This is a genomic window from Ruthenibacterium intestinale (assembly GCF_040096265.1).
GTDB classification, from domain to species: domain Bacteria; phylum Bacillota; class Clostridia; order Oscillospirales; family Ruminococcaceae; genus Ruthenibacterium; species Ruthenibacterium komagatae.
Map to the genome: position 1 here is coordinate 21,604 of NZ_JBBMFA010000069.1, position 22,000 is coordinate 43,603.

Sequence of the window (22,000 nt, forward strand, 5' to 3'; positions counted from 1 at the left end):
CAGCGCTTTGTGGATATAAACGAAATCATCAATGCTTTTATTTGGAGGTTTTTCAACATGACAAAAGTTGAACTGATTGCGAAAGTTGCTGCCGATGCAGAGTTGACCAAAAAGGATGCAGAGAAGGCAGTTGCAGCTGTTTTGGACGGCATTACCAATGCGCTGAAATCCGGCGATAAAGTTGCTCTGGTGGGCTTTGGTACTTTTGAGCCCCGTCAGCGTGCTGCTCGTACGGCTGTGAACCCCCGCACCGGCGAAGAGGTTCAGGTTGAAGCGACGGTTGTGCCCGCGTTTAAAGCAGGCAAAGCTTTGAAGGACGCTGTTTCCGGTAAATAAGCTGCTTTTTATGCCCGCTCTGCGCATTGCCGCGGTGCGGGCTTTTTGTTATGTTATCCCGCATAGGGAGGAGAGTGCATATGCGAATCGATAAATATTTAAAGGTAAGCCGTCTGATCAAGCGCCGCACCGTTGCCAATGAAGTGGCGGATGCCGGTCGCATTTTGGTGAATGGCCGTCCGGTGAAGGCAAGTTACGCCGTCAAGGAAGGCGACATCATTGAAATTGCTTTTGGTCAGCGCCCGGTTCAGGTAAAAGTGGTCTCTACAGAAGCCCCTACGGGGAAGGATGTAGCAAGAGAAATGTACACTGTTCTGTCGGAATAAGAAAAGTCTATGGAAGATATCTTCCATAGACTTTTTTGCATAGAGCACCTGCTGTGCGCATAGAATGAACGGAAGGCAGGTGAAAAGAACATGAATGAGAAAAGCATGACAGCAGGTGGAAAGAAGCCGCATAATGTAATATTGGAAAACCGGAACATGCTGACGGCCACAGGAATCCAGGCGATTTTGTCCTATGATGAACTCACGGCTTGCTTGGATACGGAATATGGAATGCTGACCATCGGCGGAGAAGGTTTGAAGGTCAGCGAACTCAGCGTACAGACGGGAGAAGTGCGAATCAGCGGTGCCATAGAATATGTGCAGTATACAGTCAAAAAGGAAAAAGGCACATCATTGTTCAAAAGGTTGGTGCGGTAATGGTCGCGGCCATTCCCGTTCAAATGGCGCTCAGAGACGCCTTTTTGGCAGCAGGTCTCGGGTGCCTTTTGTGTCTGATATATTCGGGGCTTCGGTTTGTGCTGGGCCAAAGTGCGGTTGCCTTGGCCTTTTCTGATGTGTTCTGCTGTATAAGCGGCGTTTTAATGCTGCGCAGTGCTGCCGTAAGCCGTTTCTATTCCGGCCTTCCGCGTTGGTATGATCTGCTTGCTTGTGTGAGTGCTTTTTTGATCTGTCGTTCTGCACTGGGGCCGTTTTTAGAAAAAATGAGGGCGATGTTTTGGCGGGCTTTGACTTTTCCGGTCCAATGGATTGGGCGCTATGTGTTTGCGCCTTTCTGGCGGAGACTTTTTCGATGCGCAAAAGCACGCGGGACAAAAAGGCATGTAAAGAAACTGGAAAAAATGAAGCAGGTCAACAAGAAAAGGTTGCAAAACACAGGCCGAGTGTTGTATAATTCTAAATAATGCAAAAGACAAAAACCTTGCAAAACAGGGAAAGGCGATCCATCGGTAATGCAGCGTACGGCGAAAAAGAAAAAGAAAAAGTTTTCAGCTTGGGCAATTCGGCTTGGGCTTGTTTGCGTTTGCGTATATCTGGGTGTATCGCTGATTTCTGTACAGATGGAAATTATTGCCAAGCGCCAGCAGCTTGACAATGTCAATCAGCAGGTTTCGGCACAGCAAGCCGAAAACGAGGAGTTGCAGCGTACGTTGGATACAGATGATGAAGCGGCTTATATGGAGCGCCTTGCCCGCACAAAATTGGGTTATGCGTTACCCAATGAGCGTGTTTTCATCGACATGTCGGGCAATTAAGGTCCGTCTCCACCCCCACTTTAAAAGCCGTGCGGCTTTGCATTTTAAATAAAAGGAGTTCTATCATTCCATGGCAGTAGAGGTAGGAAGCATCGTAGAGGGTAAGATCACCGGCGTAAAAAAATTCGGCGCATTTGTTTTGCTGCCCGGTGGAGAGACCGGAATGGTTCACATTTCCGAAGTCTCCAATGAGTACATTCAGGAGCTTTCGGATGTGCTCAATGAAGGTCAGATCGTTAAGGTCAAGATCCTGAGCGTTTCACCGGACGGAAAAATTGCGCTTTCCATCAAACGGACGGAGCCGCGTCCTCGTCCCACACGGGCAGATACGGGCCGCGTATGGCAGCCGCGTACACCGGCTCCCCAGACCAATCTGTCCTTTGAGGACATGATGAGCCAGTTTAAATCTCGCAGTGAAGAAAAAATTTCCGATCTGCGTCGCGTGACAGAGGCCCGGCGCGGCGGCGGGTATTCACGCAGAGGTCATTGATTGTTTTTAAAAGGATGCATCGGCGGGTGCATCCTTTTTTGTTTGAACCGCGTGGATAAATTAGACAAAAAAATTGTATAAATAAAGAATAAACTGTAAACTATGCCTTTGCCTGCCTTGCGTATGGGAGATAGGAGTGTTATAATGAAGATAGAAAAAGAAAGCATGAGCGTTCTTTTTCAAACCGCAAAGGAGGCTTTGGTTTATGAAAATCACATGCACAGGACGCAAGGTCAATCTGAAAGAGGCGTTTCAACAGCGCGTGGAGACAAAGCTCGCAAAACTTGATAAATTCTTCTCTTCGGAGGCGCAGGCACAGGTGACTGTAACCGTTGAGAAAGATTGGCAAACGGTGGAATTGACCGTACGCGACCGGGGGTTCGTAAGCCGGGCAGAGAAGTCAGCCGACCGCATGGAAGATGCGTTCGATGCGGCCGTGGATCTTTTGACGCGTAGAATTGTCAAGAATCGCAAGAAACTGGAAAATCGTGTATATCAGCCGGCTGTAGAGGCCTTTGCTCAGGAAGAGGAAGAGCCGGAGGAGAACGAGTACCACGTGATTCGCGAAAAACATTTTTCGGTGAAGCCGTGCACAGTAGATGAGGCTATTTTGGAAATGAATATGCTGGGTCACGCGTTTTTCCTGTTCCGCGATGGCGATACAGGGGAAGTACAGGTGGTTTATCGCCGTAAAGACGGCACATACGGCCTGTTGGTTCCAGAGCGCTGACCTACTCAAAAAAACAAGGGGGCGAAAGCCCCCTTTTTTATGTGGGAATGTGTTGGTTGGCAAATTGGTTCAGTGCTTCGCTTGGTTCGTAAGCGGTTTGGTAAAAGATTCCGTCAAGGGAGATGAGAGTTCCGAACGGCTGTACCGTGTGTACGGTCCCGTCCTGAAAAGTAAGCGTGAATTCTACAAACTGACCTGCCATGGGCTCGGGCGAAAATGTGCGATATATGACGACGGATTGCATCTGACGGCAAAGGTCTTCAATCTGATCGGCAGAAAGCTCATATTGTACGCTGGGTGGGATGAGACGCACGGATGCGCTCTGTATTTGATCCGCACGAAGATCTGCGTACGGATGGCGCCCGCTCAGCAACCACCAGAGAATTCCTGCGATAAGAATCAATGCAACGAAAATAAAACCGATACGCCGGCGAACTTTCATACAACGGCACCTCCTTTGCATGAAATACGGATGAAGCAAAGAATTTATTTCATTTGATTGATTTGGCGCTTGGAAAACTGGTCAGTGACGTGGTTTTATGTTATACTAAAACAAAAATGAAAACGAGGAATCTGATTTGCAGTATCATATGATTGCTCCGTGCTATTTTGGAACGGAGAGCGCGGCCGCGTACGATTTTAAACGCATTGGGGCACAGAATGTAACCGTTACGGATGGACGAGTTTCTTTTGACGGAGACGAAGACATTCTGTGTGCGGCCAACTTGTGGAGCCGTTGTGCAGAGCGCGTGTTGCTTTTGTTGAAGACAGGGAAGGTCACAAGCTTCGACGAGTTGTTTGATTTGACGGCCAGCATTCCCTGGGAGGAGCTGCTCCCGGCAGATGCAGCTTTTCCAGTGAAGGGCAGCAGTCTTTCCAGCCAGCTGTCCAGTGTCCCGGCGTGCCAGAGCATTGTGAAAAAGGCGGTAGTGGAGCGGATGCGCCGCGGCCATCATACGCAGGTCCTGCCTGAGACAGGGGCCGTTTACAAAATTCGCTTTTCCATTCGGAAAAACATAGCGGAAATTCAGTTGGATACTTCTGGTGACGGCCTTCATAAGCGCGGGTACAGGCGCAACAGTACACTTGCACCCATCAAGGAGACCTTGGCTTCTGCAATTGTGGATCTGGGACGCATATATCCGGATACAGTTGCGCAGGATCCGTTTTGCGGTTCCGGCACGTTAATGATTGAAGCAGCCATGAAAGCGATGAATTTGGCTCCCGGCATGCGCAGACGTTTTGCTGCAGAACACTATGCTTTTATTTCCCCCAAGGCATGGGCGCGGCAGAGAGAAAAGGCGCTGAGTGAAATCCGAAAGGATTGCACCTTTGAGGGAATCGGCTTTGACATCGATCCGGCGGCGGTACGTTTGGCAACAGCGAATGCTAAACTGGCGGGGGTGGAAAAGCATTGCCGCTTTTTTGAGGCAGACGTAAGTCGTTTCGCGCCCGCAAAAGGAAGTATGGTATTTACGAATCCGCCGTATGGTGAACGCTTGGGTGATTTGCAGCAAGCGGCTGAACTGGAGCGGATTCTGGGCCGCCGCCTGGAAGAAAATCCTGTGCGTGGTGCCTATATTATTACCGCTGATGCGGATTTTGAGACACATTTTGGCAAAAAGGCAAAGCGACGCCGCAAACTTTACAACGGAATGATTCCCTGTCAGGTCTATATGTATTTTTGAGGAGGGCGTACAATGCATTATTGTATTTATTGCGGTTTCCCAATGAAAGACGAGGATGCGATTTGTCCTCGCTGCGGAGCTAAAAGTGAAATTCAGCCAGACGTGACTGTGCCGACTGCGACTCAGGCCCAACCAGATTCCGTCGCGCAGCCGACACCGGACGCATCGAGTGCGGCTCCTGTCCAGCCAGAGCCTGCCACGCAGCCGGACCCGAACGCATCGGCCGTACCGCCGGTCCAGCCGGAACCCGCAGCGGCCCGCCAGGAACCACCGAGAACGGCACCTCAATATATGCCCGGCGGCTACCCGCCGGTTCAGCAGCCGCCGTATTATGAACAGGGGCGTCCTATGCCGTATCCGGTTCAGCAGCCGCCAGAGCCTTTGAGCCTCGGAACCATTGTAGGTATGCTGGTACTTGGCAATATTCCTTTGGTAGGATGGATCGTCATGTTGATTTGGGCATTTGAGCGTTCCATGCGGCCCAATCGGCGCAATCTGGCACGTGGAATTCTGATTGTAAAACTGATTGGTTGGGCACTTTTTATATTCCTGTGGGTTTTGTTTGCCATTTGGGGATACAGCGTATCACGTTTCTATTATTATTAAGACAAAAACCGCCGCCCGAATTCGGGCGGCGGTTTTTTGTTGTTATTCCGTCATCAGTTTGCAAACAGCATTTGCATAGGCGACAGGGTCCTCCAAAGTGAGGCCTTCAATCAGAAGTGCCTGATCATACAACAATTCGCTGTAAGTTGCCAGCTTTTCTTTGTCGCCGTCGCGCATCAGTTTTTGCAATGCAGCAAACACCGGGTGCGTTCCGTTGATTTCTAAAACTTTCTGGCTTTTTACTTTTTCCTGAGTGGGCATATTGTTCAATACCTTTTCCATCTCAATGGAAAGCGGTCCGCTGCTGGACAGGCAGACCGGGTGGCTTACCAGTCTCTGCGACAAGCGCACCTCGCTGACCTTGTCACCCAATGCCTCTTTCATAGCCGCAAACAGGTCTTTGTTCTCTTCATTTTGGGCTTTCAGCTCTTCTTTTTCGCTCTCGCTCTCCAGCCCCAGATCATCACCGGAAATGTTGCGGAATTCTTTTTTGTCGTATTCGCGCAGCATCTGCAGAACGAATTCGTCTACATCATCCGTCAGATAGAGAATGTCAAATCCCTTGGATAACACGCGCTCCGCAGCGGGCAGTTTGGCCAGCTTTTCGCAGCTTTCGCCGGCGGCGTAATAAATGTATTTCTGCTCTTCGGGCATGGCGTCCACGTATTCACGAAGCGTGACATATTTGTTCTCTTTTCCGCTGTGGAACAGAAGCAGGTCCTGCAGCTGGTCCTTATTGGCACCGTAGCCGGTATAACAGCCCATTTTCAGCTGGAGACCGAAGTTTTTGAAAAATTCTTCGTATTTTTCACGGTCGTTTTTCAGCCAGGCAGACAGTTCATTTTTGATCTTGCGTTCCAGCGTGGTCTTGATCAGTTTCAGCTGGCTGTCGTGCTGCAGCATTTCGCGGCTGATGTTCAGGCTCAAATCCTGGCTGTCTACCAGACCTTTTACAAAGCTGAAATGGTCCGGCAGGAGATCGGCGCAGCGATCCATAATCAGCACGCCGCTGGCATAAAGCTGAAGCCCTTTTTCATACTCTTTGGTGTAGTAGTTGAACGGCGCACGGGACGGAATGAACAGCAATGCGTTGTAAGTGGCTGTGCCTTCGGTCTTGGATTGGATGACCTTGGCAGGATCGGACCAGTCGGTGAATTTCTGCTTGTAGAATTCAGCGTATTCTTCGTCCGATACTTTCTTTTTATCCCGCTTCCAGATGGGAACCATGCTGTTCAGCGTTTCATCTTCCGTATAATTTTCGTATTCCGGAGTTTTGTAATTTCCGTCCGCATCCTTGTCGGTTCCTTCCACCATGCGGCTCTTGGTGCGGAGCATCTTGATGGGATAACGAATGTAATCGGAATACTTTTTCACGATTTCCGCAAGGCGCCAGTCGTCCAGATATTCGTCATAATGTTCGTCGCCTTCGTTTTCCTTAATAACCAGAATAATATCCGTACCGGCGGTGGCTTTTTCGCAAGGAGTCAGGGTATAACCTTCTGCTCCTTTGGATTCCCATTTCCAGGCTTCCTGTGTGCCAAAGGCGCGGCTGATCACCGTTACTTTACTGGCAACCATGAACGCAGAGTAAAAACCAACACCGAATTGTCCGATGATGTCCACTTTATTGTTGGCTTCGTTGTTCTGCTTGAAGTCCAGACTTCCGCTTTTGGCAATGGTGCCAAGGTTTTGCTCCAACTCTTCTTTGGTCATACCAATGCCATTGTCGGAGATGACAAGCGTACGCTTGTCCTTGTCAGGGGAAAGGCGAATCTCGAAGTCTTTTTTCTTCAGCGCAACGCTGTCATCGGTGAGGCTGCGGAAATACAGCTTATCAATGGCATCGCTGGCATTGCTGATCAGTTCGCGCAGGAAAATTTCTTTGTGCGTATAGATGGAATTAATCATCAAATCAAGAAGCCGCTTGGATTCGGCTTTGAATTGCTTTACTGCCATAAAACATGCCTCCTAAATCTTAGCACTCTAAAAGCATGAGTGCTAATTCATAATACAACAATCAAAAGGAAACTGCAAGAGATTTTAGCAAAATTAAAAAAATCTTCATAAAGAGAAGAAAAAGGCCGGGCTGTATGCTTCATTTCTGGAAAAATACTTGCTTAACATAAACCAATGCGCTATTATATATAGTATATAAACTTAGAAAAAGGCGGTGTTTTTGTGCCGAATCCCAATATAGATTTTTTCTCCGGTGAGCCGGAAAGCGGCGCTGGTTCCAACGGCAACGACAAACCGATGGACGATGCGTTTGCGGGGATGCAGGAGTTGAATCTGTTTGACGACGCACCCGAAGCCGAAACCACAAGTACCAGTGATGCGACACAGGTTTTCGATGTGAAACAGCCTGTGGCAGCGAAGCCCGCTGCCCCCAGTGTGCCGCAGGATAAGGAAAAAGAAAAGAATATCGGAGAGATGGTCTTCCAGAGCTTATTTGCGGAGGAAGAGTCGAACCAGCCGGTGGCGGAAGATGCAATTCCTTTGGATTTTGCTCAGCCGGCAGAAAATGTTCCATCTGCACAGGCTGCAGATGAGGCAGAACCGATTTCTGTTGAAATGCCTCATGCGGCTGCTCCGGCAAAACCGACGGGTTCTTTGCCGGTGTTTAATTCTACCAATCGTCAGGAACCGCTTCGGCGTCAGGTAAAGGCAAAGCCGATTGATTGGAACGTAGATCATTTCCGGCAGGCCAAAGCGCAACCGGTTGTTGTCGATCAGCCTGCCCCGGTGGAGCCGGTGCAGCAGCCGGCAATGACCAGTGCTCCGATTGAGCCGATTCCGGCGCAACCGGTTCAGCAGCAGGCAGAGCCTGAGTGGAAACAGCTTTTGGACCAGGCAATTTCCGATCAAAAGGATGTTCCTTCTCAGGCGGGCGAAGAGGCTACCCGTGTGTTTGAACCGGCCGCGCCGGTTCAGCCCATGAGTTTTGAGCCTGCTGAATTGCACAAAACGACTGCCTTTGATTTTGATGCACAGCCTCCGATGCCGGAGAAAACACCGGAACCCGAGGTTCAGCAGCCGGTTTCCCAGACAATTCCGCTGGACTTCTCTCAGCCGGAACCGGAACCTGCAGTAGAAGAGCTTTCGTTTGATATGCCCCTGGAGCCGGTGCAGCCGCAGGAGCCCAAGTCTGAGAATTTGGGCGGAATCGCCCCCATTGATTTCAGTGCTTTTGATCAGGCGGTTTCACAGGCGAGCGAAGAAAGCTATGGCGAACCGGCACCCTCTGACGTGAAAGACGATTTGTTTGCAGGCTTGTACGATGCGGATCCCGATGAGGACGAGTACGAAGACACAGAGGACGATGAAGAGGACATGCCGCGCCGCGGCCGCAAAGGCGGTTCGGGCGGTGGCCGTAAAGGCGGCAACAAAATGCCGCTGATCATTGGCATTGCGCTGGTGATTCTGGTTCTGGTCGTTCTTCTGGTGACCAAACTTTTGGGCGGCGGAGATGACAAGGGGAATTCTACTTCTCAAACCACTTCCAGCAGCATGGCCAGTTCTTCTGTTCCCGATGCTTCTTCGACAAGTTCCGTTGTCACGGAGCCGGTGGATACGATTCCGCGCGATGAGTGGTATATGCGCTTGGTAAATCGCAGCAATGTGTTGTCCAAGGAAGAGACCGATGCCATTACGACTGCAGATGTAGGTGGCGTCCCGGTGGACAGCCGTGCGGCGGATGCTTTCAATCAGCTCTTGAGCGCGGCAAAGGATGCGGGATATACGCTGACCCTGAAGGTGGGTTACCGCACTTATGATACACAGGCGACCAACTACAATGCTGGTTATACGGATTGCCCGGCGGGTGCGTCGGAGCATAACCTGGGCCTCTCTGCCGACATTTTCTCCAGCTCTGTCTCCGGTTATGATGATGCCGCTTATCGTGCCAGCGCCGAGTATCAGTGGCTGACGGAAAATGCAGCCAATTATGGCTTTATCGAGCGCTATCCGGAAGGAACCAAGGAGATTACGGGCTTTGATCCGGAACCCTGGCATTGGCGCTATGTAGGTGTGGAGCAGGCACAGAAAATTAAGGCCAGCGGCCTGACGTTGGAACAGTATCTGGCGCAGGATTCCACCGCGCCGGCATCTTCTGACGCAAGCTCTGCAGCCTGAGGCTATTTTTATCTGAATGCAATCTGCCGGAACGGATGTTCCGGCAGATTTTTTAGTGTATGGGCGGAAAAATCGACAAACAGAATCAGCGTGTAAAGGAGCGCATCCCAGATGCCGCTCCTTTTGTTTTGCAATAAAATTTTTACATTTTTTCGTGGAAAAAGTGCTTTCTATTCATCTTGGTGGGTGCTATAATGAAAAAGCCGACCGACTGGTCGGTCAGTTTTTCTTTAAGCCGAATATGCGGCAGGGAGGTAATTATGCTGTCTCATTACAGCGTCAAAAAACCGTTTACTGTTTTGGTAGCAGTCGTTTTGGTTTTGGTATTGGGTGTGGTCTCTTTTATGGGAATGACGACCGATCTTCTGCCCAGTATTGAACTGCCGTATGTGATGGTAGTCACCACATACGCCGGTGCGAGTCCGGAAAAAATCGAAATGACTGTGACAAAGCCGCTGGAGGCGGTGCTGGGAACAACAGGCGGTGTTAAAAACGTGCAGTCAGTCTCCAGTGAAAACTCCAGTTTGGTCATTTTGGAATTTGAGCAGGGGACCAATATGGATTCTGCTATGATCGAATTATCCAGCAATGTGGATCTGGTGAAAGCGCAGCTTGACGATGCAGTCGGTACGCCGATGCTGCTGCAGATCAGCCCGGATATGCTGCCCGTAATGATCGCCAGTGTGGACGTAAACGGAATGGATGTCGGTCAGGTTTCGGATTACGCGCAGGAGTCCGTGATTCCGGAATTTGAGCGGTTGAGCGGCGTGGCCAGCGTGGATGCAACCGGTTTGGTAGAGCGGCAGGTCTCGGTGACATTGGATCAGAGCAAGATCGATGCGCTGAATGACCGCGTTCTGGGAAGCGTGGACAGTGAGCTGGCAGACGCCCAGCAGGAACTGCGTGACGGACAGGCAAAACTGGACAGCGGAAAAGCTCAGCTGGAGCAGGGAAAGCAGGCGTTGAACGAAAAGAAAGATTCTACACTGAGCCAGCTGGCAGATGCGAGTGCACAGGTGGACAGCGCTTCGGCACAGGTTTCCGCCATGCTCAGTGAGGAGACATCGCTGACAGCCAATCAGAAAGCATTTGAAGCGGAAAAAGCAGGATACCAGCAGGCGCTGGATGGTTACAATACGCTGAGCAGCGCATTGTTGGCTGCAAAGCAAGGTGCTCAGCAGCAGGTGGTTGATCAGGTGAACCAGGCTTTGGCGGCGTTGGGCGTGCAGGTACAAAACTTTGATGAGGTGCTCGCGCTGCTGGAAAATCCGTCGATACCTCTTCCGGAAAAAATCTCCAGTGCAATTCGGTCGGTAGCCACCATGCCGGAAAGCGTGGAAGATCTGTTGGCGATGGACGCCGCGACTTTCGAAGCCTTCCGCCAGCAGGCGATTTCCAGCGGTGTTTCGCAATTGGCTGATTTGACACAGGAGAGTTTGCGTCAGCTGAAAGATGCGGCCGACAAGGCTCCTGCGCGTATGGCGGAAATTGATACAGAATTGAGCAACATTGCTACGAGACTTGCTACTATTTCCGCAATGAAGCCGCAGCTGGAAGAGGCGCTGAAAAAGGCACAGGAAGGATATGCTGCGCTGGAGAGCGGTAAAATGACCGCGGTGAATGAACTGACCAAGGGCGAGGTGACACTGTCCAACACAGAAAGTCAGCTGGCGCAGGCCGAAGAGCAGCTGAAAACAGCACAGGAACAGTTTGAACAGGCGCGGGATCAGGCGTACAAGCAGGCAGATCTTTCCGGCGTATTGACGCAGGAAATGCTGGCGAATATCCTGATGGCTCAAAACTTTAACATGCCGGCCGGCTATATCAATGAATCCGGGGAGCAGTATCTGTTAAAAGTGGGTGATGCGTTCCAGAGTGTAGAAGAATTGGGGAACACCGTCTTGATGCATCTGGATGTAGACGGTATCGGCGATGTTCGTCTGCGTGATGTAGCTGCCGTAGAATTGACGGACAACGCGGGAGAGACCTATGCCAAGGTAAATGGAAACGACGGTGTGGTACTGAGTTTTCAAAAACAGAGCACGGCGTCGACAGCAGATGTGTCCGGTAAAATCAACGATGCAATTGAAGAACTGCAGCAGGAAAATCCGGACCTGCATATTACCCCGCTGATGGATCAGGGCGATTACATCGATTTGGTGGTCAGCAGTGTGTTGTCCAACCTGTTGTGGGGCGGCCTGCTGGCAATTCTGATTTTAATTTTGTTCCTGCGCGATGCGCGTCCCACGCTGATTGTGGCGTGCAGCATTCCCTTTAGTCTGATGTGTGCCGTTACACTGATGTATTTTTCAGGCGTCACATTGAATCTGATCAGTCTGTCCGGGTTGGCACTGGGCGTTGGTATGCTGGTGGACAACAGCATTGTAGTCATCGAAAATATTTATCGTCTGCGGTCTGAAGGAATGCCTGCCACGAAAGCGGCCGTACGTGGAGCCACGCAGGTTGCCGGTGCAATCTTTGCCTCGACGCTGACGACCATTTGCGTTTTCCTGCCCATTGTATTTACGCAGGGCCTTTCCCGCGAACTGTTTACCGATATGGGCCTGACCATTGCCTATTCGCTTCTGGCCAGTTTGGTAGTGGCATTGACGCTGGTACCGGCGATGGGGTCGAGCTTCCTGCGCAGCTCCACACAGAAAGAGCACAAGTTGTTCGATGGCTTTGTGAACCGGTATGAAAAGGTTTTGCGCTGGGCACTTAAGCATAAGGCGCCGGTTCTGGGTGGTGCTTTCGCGCTGCTGGTTTTCAGCGGTGTTATGGTCACACAAATGGGGACCGCTTTTATTCCCAGCATGGACAGCCCGCAGATGTCCGCGACGCTTACCATGCCGGAGGAATCCACTCAGGAGCAGACCTATGCCATGGCCGACGAAGTCATGGCCCGAATCACACAGGTGGAAGGTGTGGAGACCGTAGGTGCCATGCAGGGGTCTGGCATGGGAGGAATGACAGGCAGTTCTTCCGGGAGTATTCAATTTTATATTCTTTTGTCTGATGATCGGGATGTTACCAACGTAGATGTGAAAAATCAGATCGATCAGTCTGTCAGCGACCTGGATTGCACGGTGGATGTGACGGAATCCACCATGGATCTGTCCATGCTGGGCGGGTCCGGTATCGAACTGGTAATTACAGGGCAGGATCTGGACCAGATGAATGCGATTGCGGAAGATTTGCGGTCGATTTTGCACGAAACAGAAGGCGTGTTGGATGTTTCGGAAAAAGAAGTGACCGGAAACCCGGAAACGCGCATTACTGTGGATAAGGAAAAGGCCATGCAGTATGGGCTGACGGTCGCTCAGGTTTACAGTGAACTGGCAACGGCACTCCAAAGTGAGACCAGTGCGACAACGCTGACCATTGGGGCAGATGATGTTCCGGTCGTTGTGATTCAGGACGCTGCTTCGTTGCCGGGGCGTGACAGCATTATGCAGTACACATTTACAGTGACCGGTCAGGACGGAGAAGAGAAAACCGTGGCGCTTTCCGAAATTGCCACCAAAACAGAAACGGACAGCGTTCCTGCCATCAACCGTGAAAACAACGTGAGAACCATGTCTGTGACTGCGGGTGTCGATGAAGAACACAACATTGGTCTGGTAAGCAGAGAACTTCAAAAAACACTGGACGAATACGAGGTCCCGGATGGCTATACGGTCACCCTCTCCGGCGAGAACGAAACCATCAACAGCGCGATGCTGGATTTGCTGAAAATGATGGCGCTGGCCATTGTGTTCATCTACTTGATTATGGTCGCACAGTTCCAGAGTTTGATGAGTCCGTTTATTGTTATGTTCACCATTCCCTTGGCATTTACGGGTGGTTTGCTGGCACTTTTGGTGACGGGAAAAGAACTGTCCATCATTGCAATGCTGGGCTTCCTTGTTTTGTCGGGTGTGGTTGTCAACAACGGAATCGTATTTGTGGACAGTATCAATCAGCTTCGCCTGGAAGGGATGACCCGGCGGGAAGCCATTGTAAAAACAGGACGCACCCGAATCCGTCCGGTGCTCATGACGGCGCTGACTACCATTCTGGCCATGTCCACGATGGCCTTGGGTGTCGGCCAGGGCGCGGAAATGACGCAGCCGATGGCCATTGTCACCATTGGCGGCTTGAGCTATGCCACGTTGCTCACATTGGTGATTGTGCCGATTTTATACGATATTATGATGAAACGACCGCTGCATGATCCGCAATTGGACGATGCTGCGGAAGACGCGGCCCGTGAAGTGAATGGCCTTCAGGAGGAATGAGCATGCAGAACAGACGCGCTCAAAGAGAAGAGCAGATTTACGAAGGACTCCTGCGCCTTTGGACGCAGAACAGCGACCTGCACACAATCACGGTACAGCAGATTGCCGATGCCTGCCGCATCGGCAAAGGGACCCTGTATGAATATTTTTCGTCCCGGGAAGAGATTTTTGCAAAGGCTTTTCTGTACCGCTTGGAAAATGAGTTTTCGCATTTGGAAGAATCGCTGCGCAAGACGCAAAGCTTTGAAGAGCGGCTCAAGGTCCTGTTAAGAGCGGCGGATCGTGTTCTGGAAATGCAGAATGTAGGCGCGCAGGTATTGGCTGTTTGTTCGGGCGAGACAAATGAACTGGAGCAGTTTTGCACACGGATGAACCGCTCATATGCGCAGCGAGTGGAAGAGTTGCTGGCACTTACCGTGCAACAGGGCGTGGAGGAAGGTGTTCTGCGTAAACCGGAAAGCATGCGCTATGCAGTGCTTGCCATATTCAGCGGACTGACCGGGTATATTTCTTATCGGCGTGCACATCCTTCTGAAGAGGGAGTGGAGCAGGATACCATCCAAATTTTGCTGCGTTCTTTACGCTGATTTTTATGATTTTGTAACTTTTTCTGAAAGCATTTTAGCTAAATCCCGAGCGAGGTTTTTGTCGACTTTGTTTAAGGGTGCCAAATCGATGTTTAAGCGATTGACAAAGCTGCGGGATGGGGTGTAGTGTTTAATAGTATTAGGAGGTTGATTTTTATGAAAGAAGCGACGAGTAAAAAACCTGTTTCAAATACATGCTATACCATTGCTGCCAAGGACGGACGTGTGCTGGAGGTGGCCGATTTTGATCATGCCAGCGGTGCGGCAGTGCAGCTGTGGGAGAGCACCGGCGTGGACAGCCAGAAGTGGCTGGCGGTCGAAGTGGCCGAAGGTGTGTATAAACTGGAGAATAAGCTGACCGGGAAAGTGCTGGATGTTGCGCAGGCCGGCACGGAGAACGGCTGCTGGATTCATCAGTGGGATTACATCGGAAAAGACAATCAGCTGTGGCAGTTTGTAGCTGTGCGCGGCGGTTATAAAATTGTGTCCAAAGCATCCGGGAAAGTTCTGGATATTGTTGATATGAGCATGGAAAACGGTGCGCGCGTTCAGATTTGGGATGATGTGAACGGTGCAATGCAGACCTGGAAATTGACTGCAGTGAAAGAGCCGAAAAAGGCGGCGGTAAAATCCGAGTCTGCCAAGCCGGCGGCAGAGAAAGCCGCTCCCAAGAAGCGTGTTGCAAAAAAAGCGCCGGTGGCTAAACCGGTAGAGAAGACAGTGGCTCAGCCTGTGAAGGAAGAACCTGCGAAAAAAGCAGCGAAAACGGCAAAGCCTGCTGCTGTTGCAGAAAAAGCGGTTGAGCCGGTAAAATCCGCCGTTGAGAAAAAAGCAGCGGAACCTGCCAAGGCACCGGAGAAAGAGCCTGCGGTAAAACGCGGAAACCGTAGCAAACAGCGCAAATAATTTGATGAAATCCCTCTCTCATATGTATGAGAGAGGGATTTTTTGTTGAAGGGGGGGTTAACCAAAAATTCTTTCGCCATGGCCTAAAAGCCTGACGTATGCACGGGTTCACGCTCGTCTATATAAAAGACGAGGAGGATGCGGGGCATGAATTACCAAATTATAATCCCGGCATATGAACCGGAATTCTGTTTGATCGACTATGTAAAAGAGCTGGAAGCAGCCGGCTTTTCCAAGCCTTTGATTGTGGACGACGGAAGCGGTGCTGCGTATGAGACGATATTTTCAACGCTGAAACAGATGGGATGTACGGTACTGACACATTCGGTCAACCGGGGCAAAGGAGCGGCCTTGAAAACAGCGTTTCGGTATCTTTTGGATGCGGAAACCGATCTGCCCGGTGTGATTACGGTGGATTGTGACGGACAACATACCGTAAAGGATGTAACGGCGGTAAAGGTTTCTCTCAGCGCCCACCCGGATACGCTGGTATTGGGGTGCCGCAACTTCGGTAAGAATACACCGGGGCGAAGTGCGCTGGGAAATCGAATGATGTCCTGGGCCATGCGCGTGGTATATGGAATTGACCTGAAAGATACGCAGACGGGCCTGCGCGGCTTGCCACCGCGGTATCTTGCGCAGATTGCCCAGTTGAAGGGAGACCGCTACGAGTATGAGTTGAATATGCTGCTTTTTGCACGTCAACAGGCGCTGGACTTTACGGTCGTTCCCATTGACACAGTCTATTTTGACAACAATTCCGGCAGTCACTTTCGCACGATTCGGGATGCGCTGCCGATTTTGAAATGTGTTTTCAGCGGAATTGTGCAGTACAGTACTGCTGCTGCGCTCTCCGTGGTGGTGGACGTGTTTGTATACTGCATGCTTGTCAAACTGCTTTTGGCGGGGATGCCGCTGGCCATGCGGTTGACTTTGGCGGCGGCATTGGCCCGCACCATCTCTTCCGGCGTCAATTATCTGTGCAATCGGCAGCTTCCGTATGTGCAGGATAAATCCTTCAGCGGTTCATTGCCGCGTTATTACCTGCTTTGGCTGTTTCAGCTTGCAGCGAGTATTGGCGGAGCTTATCTTCTGTGTGTTTTCGCACAGATGGATGAAATGGCGGCAAAACTGCTGGTGGACATCGTGCTGGCTGTGATCAGCTACCAGATTCAATTGCACTGGGTATTTGCCAGAAGAAAGGAAACGATGCCCCACTGGAACACATTTGGGCGTTTGTTCAAAAGGCTTGTCCGATTATTTCTCTTTCGCTGGAAATGCGAAGGGACGTCACCTGCCGCACCGGTGGTGTATGTGGTGCATCATCAGAATCTGTATGGCCCTGTCCACACAGTGGCGCGGTTGGATAAAACGGTTCATGTGTGGGCGCTGCATGTGTTTTGCGATCGAACGGAATGCTTTCACCAGTATTATCATTACACCTTTACAGAGCGTTTCGGCTGGCCGAAACCATGCGCATTTTTGGCGGCAGGTTTTTTATCATTGGTGGTACCGTCGCTGTTACGAAGCGTGGGTGCGGTTCCGGTTTACCGTGGCAGTGCTGCAGTGCGCAAAACGATGCGCCTTTCTCAGGAGCTTTTGTTAAAGGGGGAAAGCATCGTTATCTGCCCGGATGTGGATTATGCCAATACAGGTTCCCTGATGGGCGAGACGTACGCAGGATTTCTGGCTTTGGATCAGTATTACCGCAAAGAAACCGGGCATCCGCTGGCATTTGTTCCGGTTCATTGCAGCTCGGCATATCGAAAAATCTGCATTGGAGAACCAGTCTACTGCACGGGCTCCAGCCGTAAAGAGCGCCGAAAAGCTGCGCAGATATTGGCGCACCGAGTCAATGTGATGGCTTGCAGTTGCGGAGACGCCTTCCTTCGTGATACGGAACGGCAGAATCCCGTATTGGAATAAAAATCCCCTCTGTTTCAACAACAGAGGGGATCTTTTATTTTGTGCGATGTGCTGCTTCCAAATCCAGCAAAAACTGCTTTAACGAAAGTCCACAGGCATAACCGGTCAAACGGCCGTTTGAGCCGATGACCCGGTGGCAGGGAACCAGGATAATTATCGGATTCACATGATTGGCCATCCCAACAGCACGACAGGCTTTGGGGTTGCCTACGGCTGCTGCCTGCTGTGCATAAGTACGGGTTTCGCCATAAGGAATCGCACACAGCGCATCCCAGCAGGCACGCTGAAAAGGAGTTCCTGAAAGAGAAAGCGGAAGCTCAAAGTCTTTTCGGCGTCCGGCAAAATACTCTTCCAGCTGAATGGAAGCAGTCTGTAAAAGAGGCGTCTGTACCAGCTGCGCACCGGATGGCGCGTCGCCCGGACGCAGCCAGCAAATGCCGCTGTCATCCGCACCCAGTACAAGCCGGCCGACCGGAGTGGAGAGATATTGGATGTTCATCACAGATCAAACAGCAACGTGCAGTAGTCGGGAATGGGCCAGTGCGCCTGCGGAACCTGCAATTCCAGCTCATCGGCAGCACAGCGCAGCGCGGCCATTTCATTACGGGCCAGCGCGCGGCAACGCTCCGCACGGGCACGTTCACCCAAGTGAGAGGAATCCAGTTCAGCCAGGGCGCGGCGCAGTGCTTCCAGTGCTCCCACGGTCCGGTCGATGGTCACACACAATTTTCCGACACTTGCTTTGGCGCTTGCGCAGGCAAATCCGTTCTGCTCCGTATAATATTCCGCACGGCTCAGGCTGGAAAGATATTCGTATCCGGCGGGAACGATGTGGCGGCCAACCATGGAGACCATTGTAGAGGCATCGATATGAATATGCTTGGCATAGTCCTCCAGCATGATCTCATAGCGCGCGTGGCATTCCGTACTGGTGAATACTTTGGTGCGCTGGAACATTTCCACGTTTTTGGGGTCGATGAATGCACCAGCCGCATCTACCATGGAAGGCAGATTGGGAAGACCGCGGCGCTGTGCCTCGGCGGCCCATTCGGCGCTGTAGTTGTTTCCATTGAAGATCACGCGGCTGTGGTCGCGCCAGGTTTCAGCAATGATCTCATGGACAACCGCTTCGACATCCAGTGCGCCTTCCAATTTGTCCGCAAAGTCATGGAACACGTCGGCCACAATTGCGTTGGTCACGGCGTTGGCAAGGCCGATGCTCTGGCTGGAGCCAACCATGCGGAATTCAAACTTGTTGCCGGTGAAAGCAAACGGAGAGGTGCGGTTGCGGTCTGAATCATCCAGCGCAAGCAGGGGAAGGCTTTTTACGCCCGTATGCAGTTCTCCGCGTGCAGCTTTGGCAAAGGTGTGGCCTTCCGCCAGCTCTTTCAGCAGATTGGTGATGGTATTTCCCAAGAAAATGCTGACAATGGCGGGCGGCGCTTCGTTGCCGCCCAGACGCGCCTCGTTGCCGGGGCACGCGGCGGACATGCGCAGCAGGTCTGCGTACTTGTCAACGGCAGTGATTACCGCGCAAAGAGAAACCAGGAACACAAGGTTCTTTTCCGGTTCTTCACCCGGGTCCAGAAGATTGCGGCCCGTGCTGCTTACAATGCTCCAGTTGTTGTGTTTGCCGGAACCGTTGATGCCTGCGAACGGCTTTTCGTCCAAGAGACAGGCAAAACCGTGGCGCAGTGCCACCTTGCGCATCAATTCCATCATGATCTGGTTGTGGTCACAGGCGATGTTGGCAGTGGCAAAAACGCTGGCCAGCTCATACTGCCCCGGAGCGACCTCGTTGTGCTCTGTTTTGGCAGGGACACCCAGACGCCACAGCTCTTCATCCAATTCACGCATAAAGGCGCGAACACGCTCGTTGATGCTGCCGTAATAGTGGTCTTCCAGTTCCTGACCTTTGGGCGGCAGCGCACCCAGCAGCGTGTGACCTGCTACTTTCAAATCCAAACGCTGATCGAACAATTCCTTATCCACAAGGAAGTATTCCTGCTCCGCGCCTACAGTGGGCTGCACAGATACGCTCTCTGTGTCACCCAGCGCACGCAGAACACGCAGAGCCTGCTTGTTCAGCACCTGCATGCTGCGAAGCACAGGTGTTTTTTGATCCAGTGCCTCTCCGGTGTACGCGCAGAAAGCGGTGGGAATGTACAGGGTGGTTCCCAGTACAAATGCGGGAGAAGTGGGATCCCAGGCAGTATAACCGCGCGCCTCAAAGGTGGCACGCAGTCCGCCGGAAGGAAAACTGGAAGCGTCGCTTTCGCCCTTAGCCAGCATTTTGCCGGAGAAGCGCATAATGGGCTCACCTTCGCGTACGCCGTCAATAAAACTGTCATGCTTGCCGGACCCGGTTCCGGTCATGGGGCTGAACCAATGGATATAATGCGTGGCGCCCAGTTCGATCGCCCAGTCCTTCATCGCCCCGGCAACCACATCGGCTACCTGTGGGTCCCAGGCCTGGTTTTCATCCCGAATTTTGCGCAGACAATCGTATACGTTGCGCGGCAGGCGTTCCCGCATGGTGCGGTCATCGAACAAATGGCTTCCGAACAGGCTGAACGTATCCTTTTCCAATCTTTTTCCCTCTCTCTTCGTCGCTGTGCGCGCAAGGCGCGTTAAGCTGCTTTACACGAAAAATATTTTACCATGATACAAGCGCCCGCACAAGTGAAAAATAAGCGTTCAAAAGTCCCGGGAAATGGACGGAATGCACAGAATCTGCATACAATGATACAATGATGCGAATCAAAGAGGGCGGTTGTTTTGAAGAATAGGAAACAGGAACAATTGGAAATACTGACGGCCTGCAAGCGAACGCTGTTCATGGTCGGTTATCTTTTGTGGGATGAACTGGTATTGTCTGTAACCATGGATCTTGGATTTACCTTGGCGAAATGTTTGCTGGCGTTGTGCGGCGGCGCACTTTTGCATGCGTTGGGGGCTTTACCGCAGCGGAAAACAGCTGCTTTTGGGCTTCAAAGTGCGGCTTGCATATGCGTTTCCGTGCTGTATGTGTCGCAGAGTATCTACTTCAGCATTTTTCATACTCCCTATTATCTGAAATCGCTTCTTGGCTTGGGAAAAGCTTTGGAATTTTCAGATGTGGCACTGCGTGCAGCAGCAAAAAACGCAGGGATGCTAACAGCGTTTGCAGTGCAACTCCTTTTGCTGTTCACCGTATATCGGAAATGGTTTTGGCAGCGCGTGCAGCGCCCGCCGTGTGCCTTTTCTTTATTGACCGCGATTTGGCTGTGCACATTGGCACTTTGTCTGAGTTTGTCCGATGGGCGGGGTCCCGTCAGTCCCAGAATGCAGTTGCTTCAGTCGTTCGTACCATCTGCATCTCTAAGAACGTTTGGACTTTTGCCTACCATGGCGCTGGACGTAAAGTTCAATTTTTTGCATCTGATGCAGGAAACACCCAAACCTGTGGAAGATCTGCCGGATGATCCGGTATCCGTGTCGTCCCCCGAGACAGTGTGGGGAGAAAATGTTTTGTCCATTGATTTTAATACCGAGGAGACAGATGCGGTTTTTCGAGAGATGAATGCTTGGTTCGGCAGTCGCACTCCGACACAGAAAAATGAGTACACAGGCTTGTTTCAGGGGAAAAATCTGATTCTTCTTACCTGCGAAGGCTTTTCGGACGCGCTGATCGACCCGGTTCAAACGCCTACGCTGCACAAATTGTATTCCGAAGGATTTCGGTTTCACAATTTCTATACGCCCGTGTGGGGCGTCAGCACTTCCGATGGCGAATTTGTAGCCACCACGGGACTGCTGCCGAAAACCGGGGTTTGGAGTTACACAGAAATTGCTGACAACTCCATGCCGTTTGCACTGGGCGTTCAATTTGCAAAGCAGGGCAAACCGGCGTTTGCCTTCCATGGACATGATTACACCTATTACAATCGAGACCGTTCCTATCCGGCAATGGGATATGTCTATTACGGACAGGGAAACGGGCTCGATCTGACCAAGCAATGGCCGGAATCAGATGTAGAAATGGTTGAGGAAAGTCTGCCGTTCTACATTGAGGAAGAGACGTTTCACGTATACTACATGACCATCAGCGGTCATCTGGGGTACACGTTTTCGGGCAATCGAATGGCTTCCAAACACAGAGAGCAGGTGGAAGATCTGCCCTATGGAGAAGAGGTACGCGCATACATCGCCTGTCAGATGGAACTGGAGGATGCACTGGCGCTTCTTGTGAGCAGATTGGATCAGGCAGGGCAGCTGGAGAATACCGTGATTGCGCTGAGCGCAGATCATTATCCTTATGGTCTGACCAATGAACAGTATGCGCAGCTGCGGGGAAGAGAGGCACTTGCGCCTCCTTTCGAACTTTATGAAAACGGTTTTTTGCTCTGGACACCGGGCATGGAACCGGTGGATGTAGAAGTGCCTTGCTCCAGTCTGGATATTCTGCCAACGCTTTCCAACCTGTTTGGTCTGCCTTACGATTCCCGCCTGATGATGGGAACCGATGCGTTTTCCGGTACTTCTCCCATGGTGTTGTTTGCCGACCATAGTTTTATCACAGAGCGGTTCTGTTACGATGCAGGCAGTGGTCAGATTCAGCCTCTGAACGATGCGGTTGTTTCACAAAAGGAAGTGGAGCAGTGCATCCGGGAAATGGAGCAGCGTTTTACCTACTCAGCGCGAATCATCGAAACGGACTATTACGGTTATCTTCTGCGCAGCGGGCGCATGAAAGAATCTGCGGAAAGTATCCGGTGAACCTTTTAAATGACGGCTCAATATG

The 22,000-nt window shown here is 51.4% G+C and carries 19 protein-coding genes; 15 read left to right on the forward strand and 4 right to left on the reverse strand.

Going from position 1 to position 22,000, the window contains the following annotated elements:
• Positions 1 to 57 precede the first annotated feature (57 nt).
• The 7 genes from WMO24_RS05040 to hpf all read left to right on the forward strand — a co-directional run bounded on the left by WMO24_RS05040 (position 58) and on the right by hpf (position 3,096).
• The gene (locus WMO24_RS05040; protein ID WP_349215231.1) at positions 58 to 336 is read left to right on the forward strand and encodes an HU family DNA-binding protein; all 279 of its coding nucleotides are present in this window, start codon (positions 58 to 60) and stop codon (positions 334 to 336) included.
• A gap of 80 nt (positions 337 to 416) precedes the next feature.
• A complete protein-coding gene (locus WMO24_RS05045; protein WP_349215232.1) occupies positions 417 to 662 on the forward strand; it encodes an RNA-binding S4 domain-containing protein in 246 nt (81 codons plus the stop codon).
• 90 nt (positions 663 to 752) lie between these two features.
• Complete coding sequence (locus WMO24_RS05050; RefSeq protein WP_349215233.1) at positions 753 to 1,040, forward strand: YabP/YqfC family sporulation protein; 288 nt, start codon at positions 753 to 755, stop codon at positions 1,038 to 1,040.
• A complete protein-coding gene (locus WMO24_RS05055; protein ID WP_349215234.1) occupies positions 1,040 to 1,525 on the forward strand; it encodes a hypothetical protein in 486 nt (161 codons plus the stop codon). The genes WMO24_RS05050 and WMO24_RS05055 overlap by 1 nt, the downstream gene beginning before the upstream one ends.
• A gap of 48 nt (positions 1,526 to 1,573) precedes the next feature.
• A complete protein-coding gene (locus WMO24_RS05060) occupies positions 1,574 to 1,876 on the forward strand; it encodes an FtsB family cell division protein (RefSeq protein ID WP_349215235.1) in 303 nt (100 codons plus the stop codon).
• 70 nt (positions 1,877 to 1,946) lie between these two features.
• Positions 1,947 to 2,366 carry a S1 RNA-binding domain-containing protein gene (locus WMO24_RS05065; RefSeq protein ID WP_349215236.1) on the forward strand — a complete coding sequence of 140 codons (420 nt, stop codon included), beginning with the start codon at positions 1,947 to 1,949 and terminating at the stop codon, positions 2,364 to 2,366.
• Positions 2,367 to 2,571: 205 nt separating this feature from the next.
• The gene (hpf, locus tag WMO24_RS05070) at positions 2,572 to 3,096 is read left to right on the forward strand and encodes a ribosome hibernation-promoting factor, HPF/YfiA family (protein ID WP_349215237.1); all 525 of its coding nucleotides are present in this window, start codon (positions 2,572 to 2,574) and stop codon (positions 3,094 to 3,096) included.
• 37 nt (positions 3,097 to 3,133) lie between these two features.
• Here hpf and WMO24_RS05075 read toward each other — a convergent pair whose 3' ends face one another.
• Positions 3,134 to 3,538, reverse strand: coding sequence for a hypothetical protein (locus WMO24_RS05075; RefSeq protein ID WP_349215238.1), 405 nt, complete (start codon positions 3,536 to 3,538; stop codon positions 3,134 to 3,136).
• A gap of 136 nt (positions 3,539 to 3,674) precedes the next feature.
• On the opposite strand from WMO24_RS05075, the gene WMO24_RS05080 reads away from it, so the two are divergent.
• Together WMO24_RS05080 and WMO24_RS05085 are read left to right on the forward strand one after the other, a co-directional pair.
• On the forward strand, positions 3,675 to 4,784 hold the full coding sequence (locus WMO24_RS05080; RefSeq protein ID WP_349215239.1) for a THUMP domain-containing class I SAM-dependent RNA methyltransferase: 1,110 nt from the start codon (positions 3,675 to 3,677) through the stop codon (positions 4,782 to 4,784).
• Positions 4,785 to 4,796: 12 nt separating this feature from the next.
• Positions 4,797 to 5,390, forward strand: coding sequence for a hypothetical protein (locus tag WMO24_RS05085; RefSeq protein ID WP_349215240.1), 594 nt, complete (start codon positions 4,797 to 4,799; stop codon positions 5,388 to 5,390).
• Between the two features lie 42 nt (positions 5,391 to 5,432).
• Here the strand turns inward: WMO24_RS05085 and htpG are convergent, their stop codons facing one another.
• Positions 5,433 to 7,346 carry a molecular chaperone HtpG gene (gene htpG, locus WMO24_RS05090; RefSeq protein ID WP_349215241.1) on the reverse strand — a complete coding sequence of 638 codons (1,914 nt, stop codon included), beginning with the start codon at positions 7,344 to 7,346 and terminating at the stop codon, positions 5,433 to 5,435.
• Between the two features lie 222 nt (positions 7,347 to 7,568).
• Between htpG and WMO24_RS05095 the strand changes: the two genes are divergently transcribed.
• The 5 genes from WMO24_RS05095 (at position 7,569) to WMO24_RS05115 (ending at position 17,217) form a co-directional block, all read left to right on the forward strand.
• Positions 7,569 to 9,521: a M15 family metallopeptidase gene (locus WMO24_RS05095; RefSeq protein WP_349215242.1), complete on the forward strand. Its 1,953-nt coding sequence runs from the start codon at positions 7,569 to 7,571 to the stop codon at positions 9,519 to 9,521.
• Positions 9,522 to 9,715: 194 nt separating this feature from the next.
• Complete coding sequence (locus WMO24_RS05100) at positions 9,716 to 13,798, forward strand: efflux RND transporter permease subunit (protein WP_349215243.1); 4,083 nt, start codon at positions 9,716 to 9,718, stop codon at positions 13,796 to 13,798.
• Between the two features lie 2 nt (positions 13,799 to 13,800).
• Entirely contained in the window at positions 13,801 to 14,385 is a 585-nt protein-coding gene (locus WMO24_RS05105) for a TetR/AcrR family transcriptional regulator (RefSeq protein ID WP_349215244.1), read from the forward strand.
• A gap of 156 nt (positions 14,386 to 14,541) precedes the next feature.
• Positions 14,542 to 15,291, forward strand: coding sequence for an RICIN domain-containing protein (locus WMO24_RS05110; RefSeq protein ID WP_349215245.1), 750 nt, complete (start codon positions 14,542 to 14,544; stop codon positions 15,289 to 15,291).
• 147 nt (positions 15,292 to 15,438) lie between these two features.
• Entirely contained in the window at positions 15,439 to 17,217 is a 1,779-nt protein-coding gene (locus tag WMO24_RS05115) for a GtrA family protein (protein WP_349215246.1), read from the forward strand.
• Between the two features lie 34 nt (positions 17,218 to 17,251).
• On the opposite strand, the gene WMO24_RS05120 is transcribed toward WMO24_RS05115, so the two are convergent.
• Both WMO24_RS05120 and WMO24_RS05125 read right to left on the reverse strand, forming a co-directional pair.
• Positions 17,252 to 17,716, reverse strand: a complete 465-nt coding sequence (locus tag WMO24_RS05120) for a methylated-DNA--[protein]-cysteine S-methyltransferase (protein ID WP_349215247.1) — start codon at positions 17,714 to 17,716, stop codon at positions 17,252 to 17,254.
• Entirely contained in the window at positions 17,716 to 19,806 is a 2,091-nt protein-coding gene (locus WMO24_RS05125; protein ID WP_349215248.1) for a glutamine synthetase III family protein, read from the reverse strand. The genes WMO24_RS05120 and WMO24_RS05125 overlap by 1 nt, the downstream gene beginning before the upstream one ends.
• Before the next feature lie 189 nt (positions 19,807 to 19,995).
• Between WMO24_RS05125 and WMO24_RS05130 the strand changes: the two genes are divergently transcribed.
• Positions 19,996 to 21,975, forward strand: a complete 1,980-nt coding sequence (locus tag WMO24_RS05130) for an LTA synthase family protein (RefSeq protein ID WP_349215249.1) — start codon at positions 19,996 to 19,998, stop codon at positions 21,973 to 21,975.
• Positions 21,976 to 22,000 lie beyond the last annotated feature (25 nt).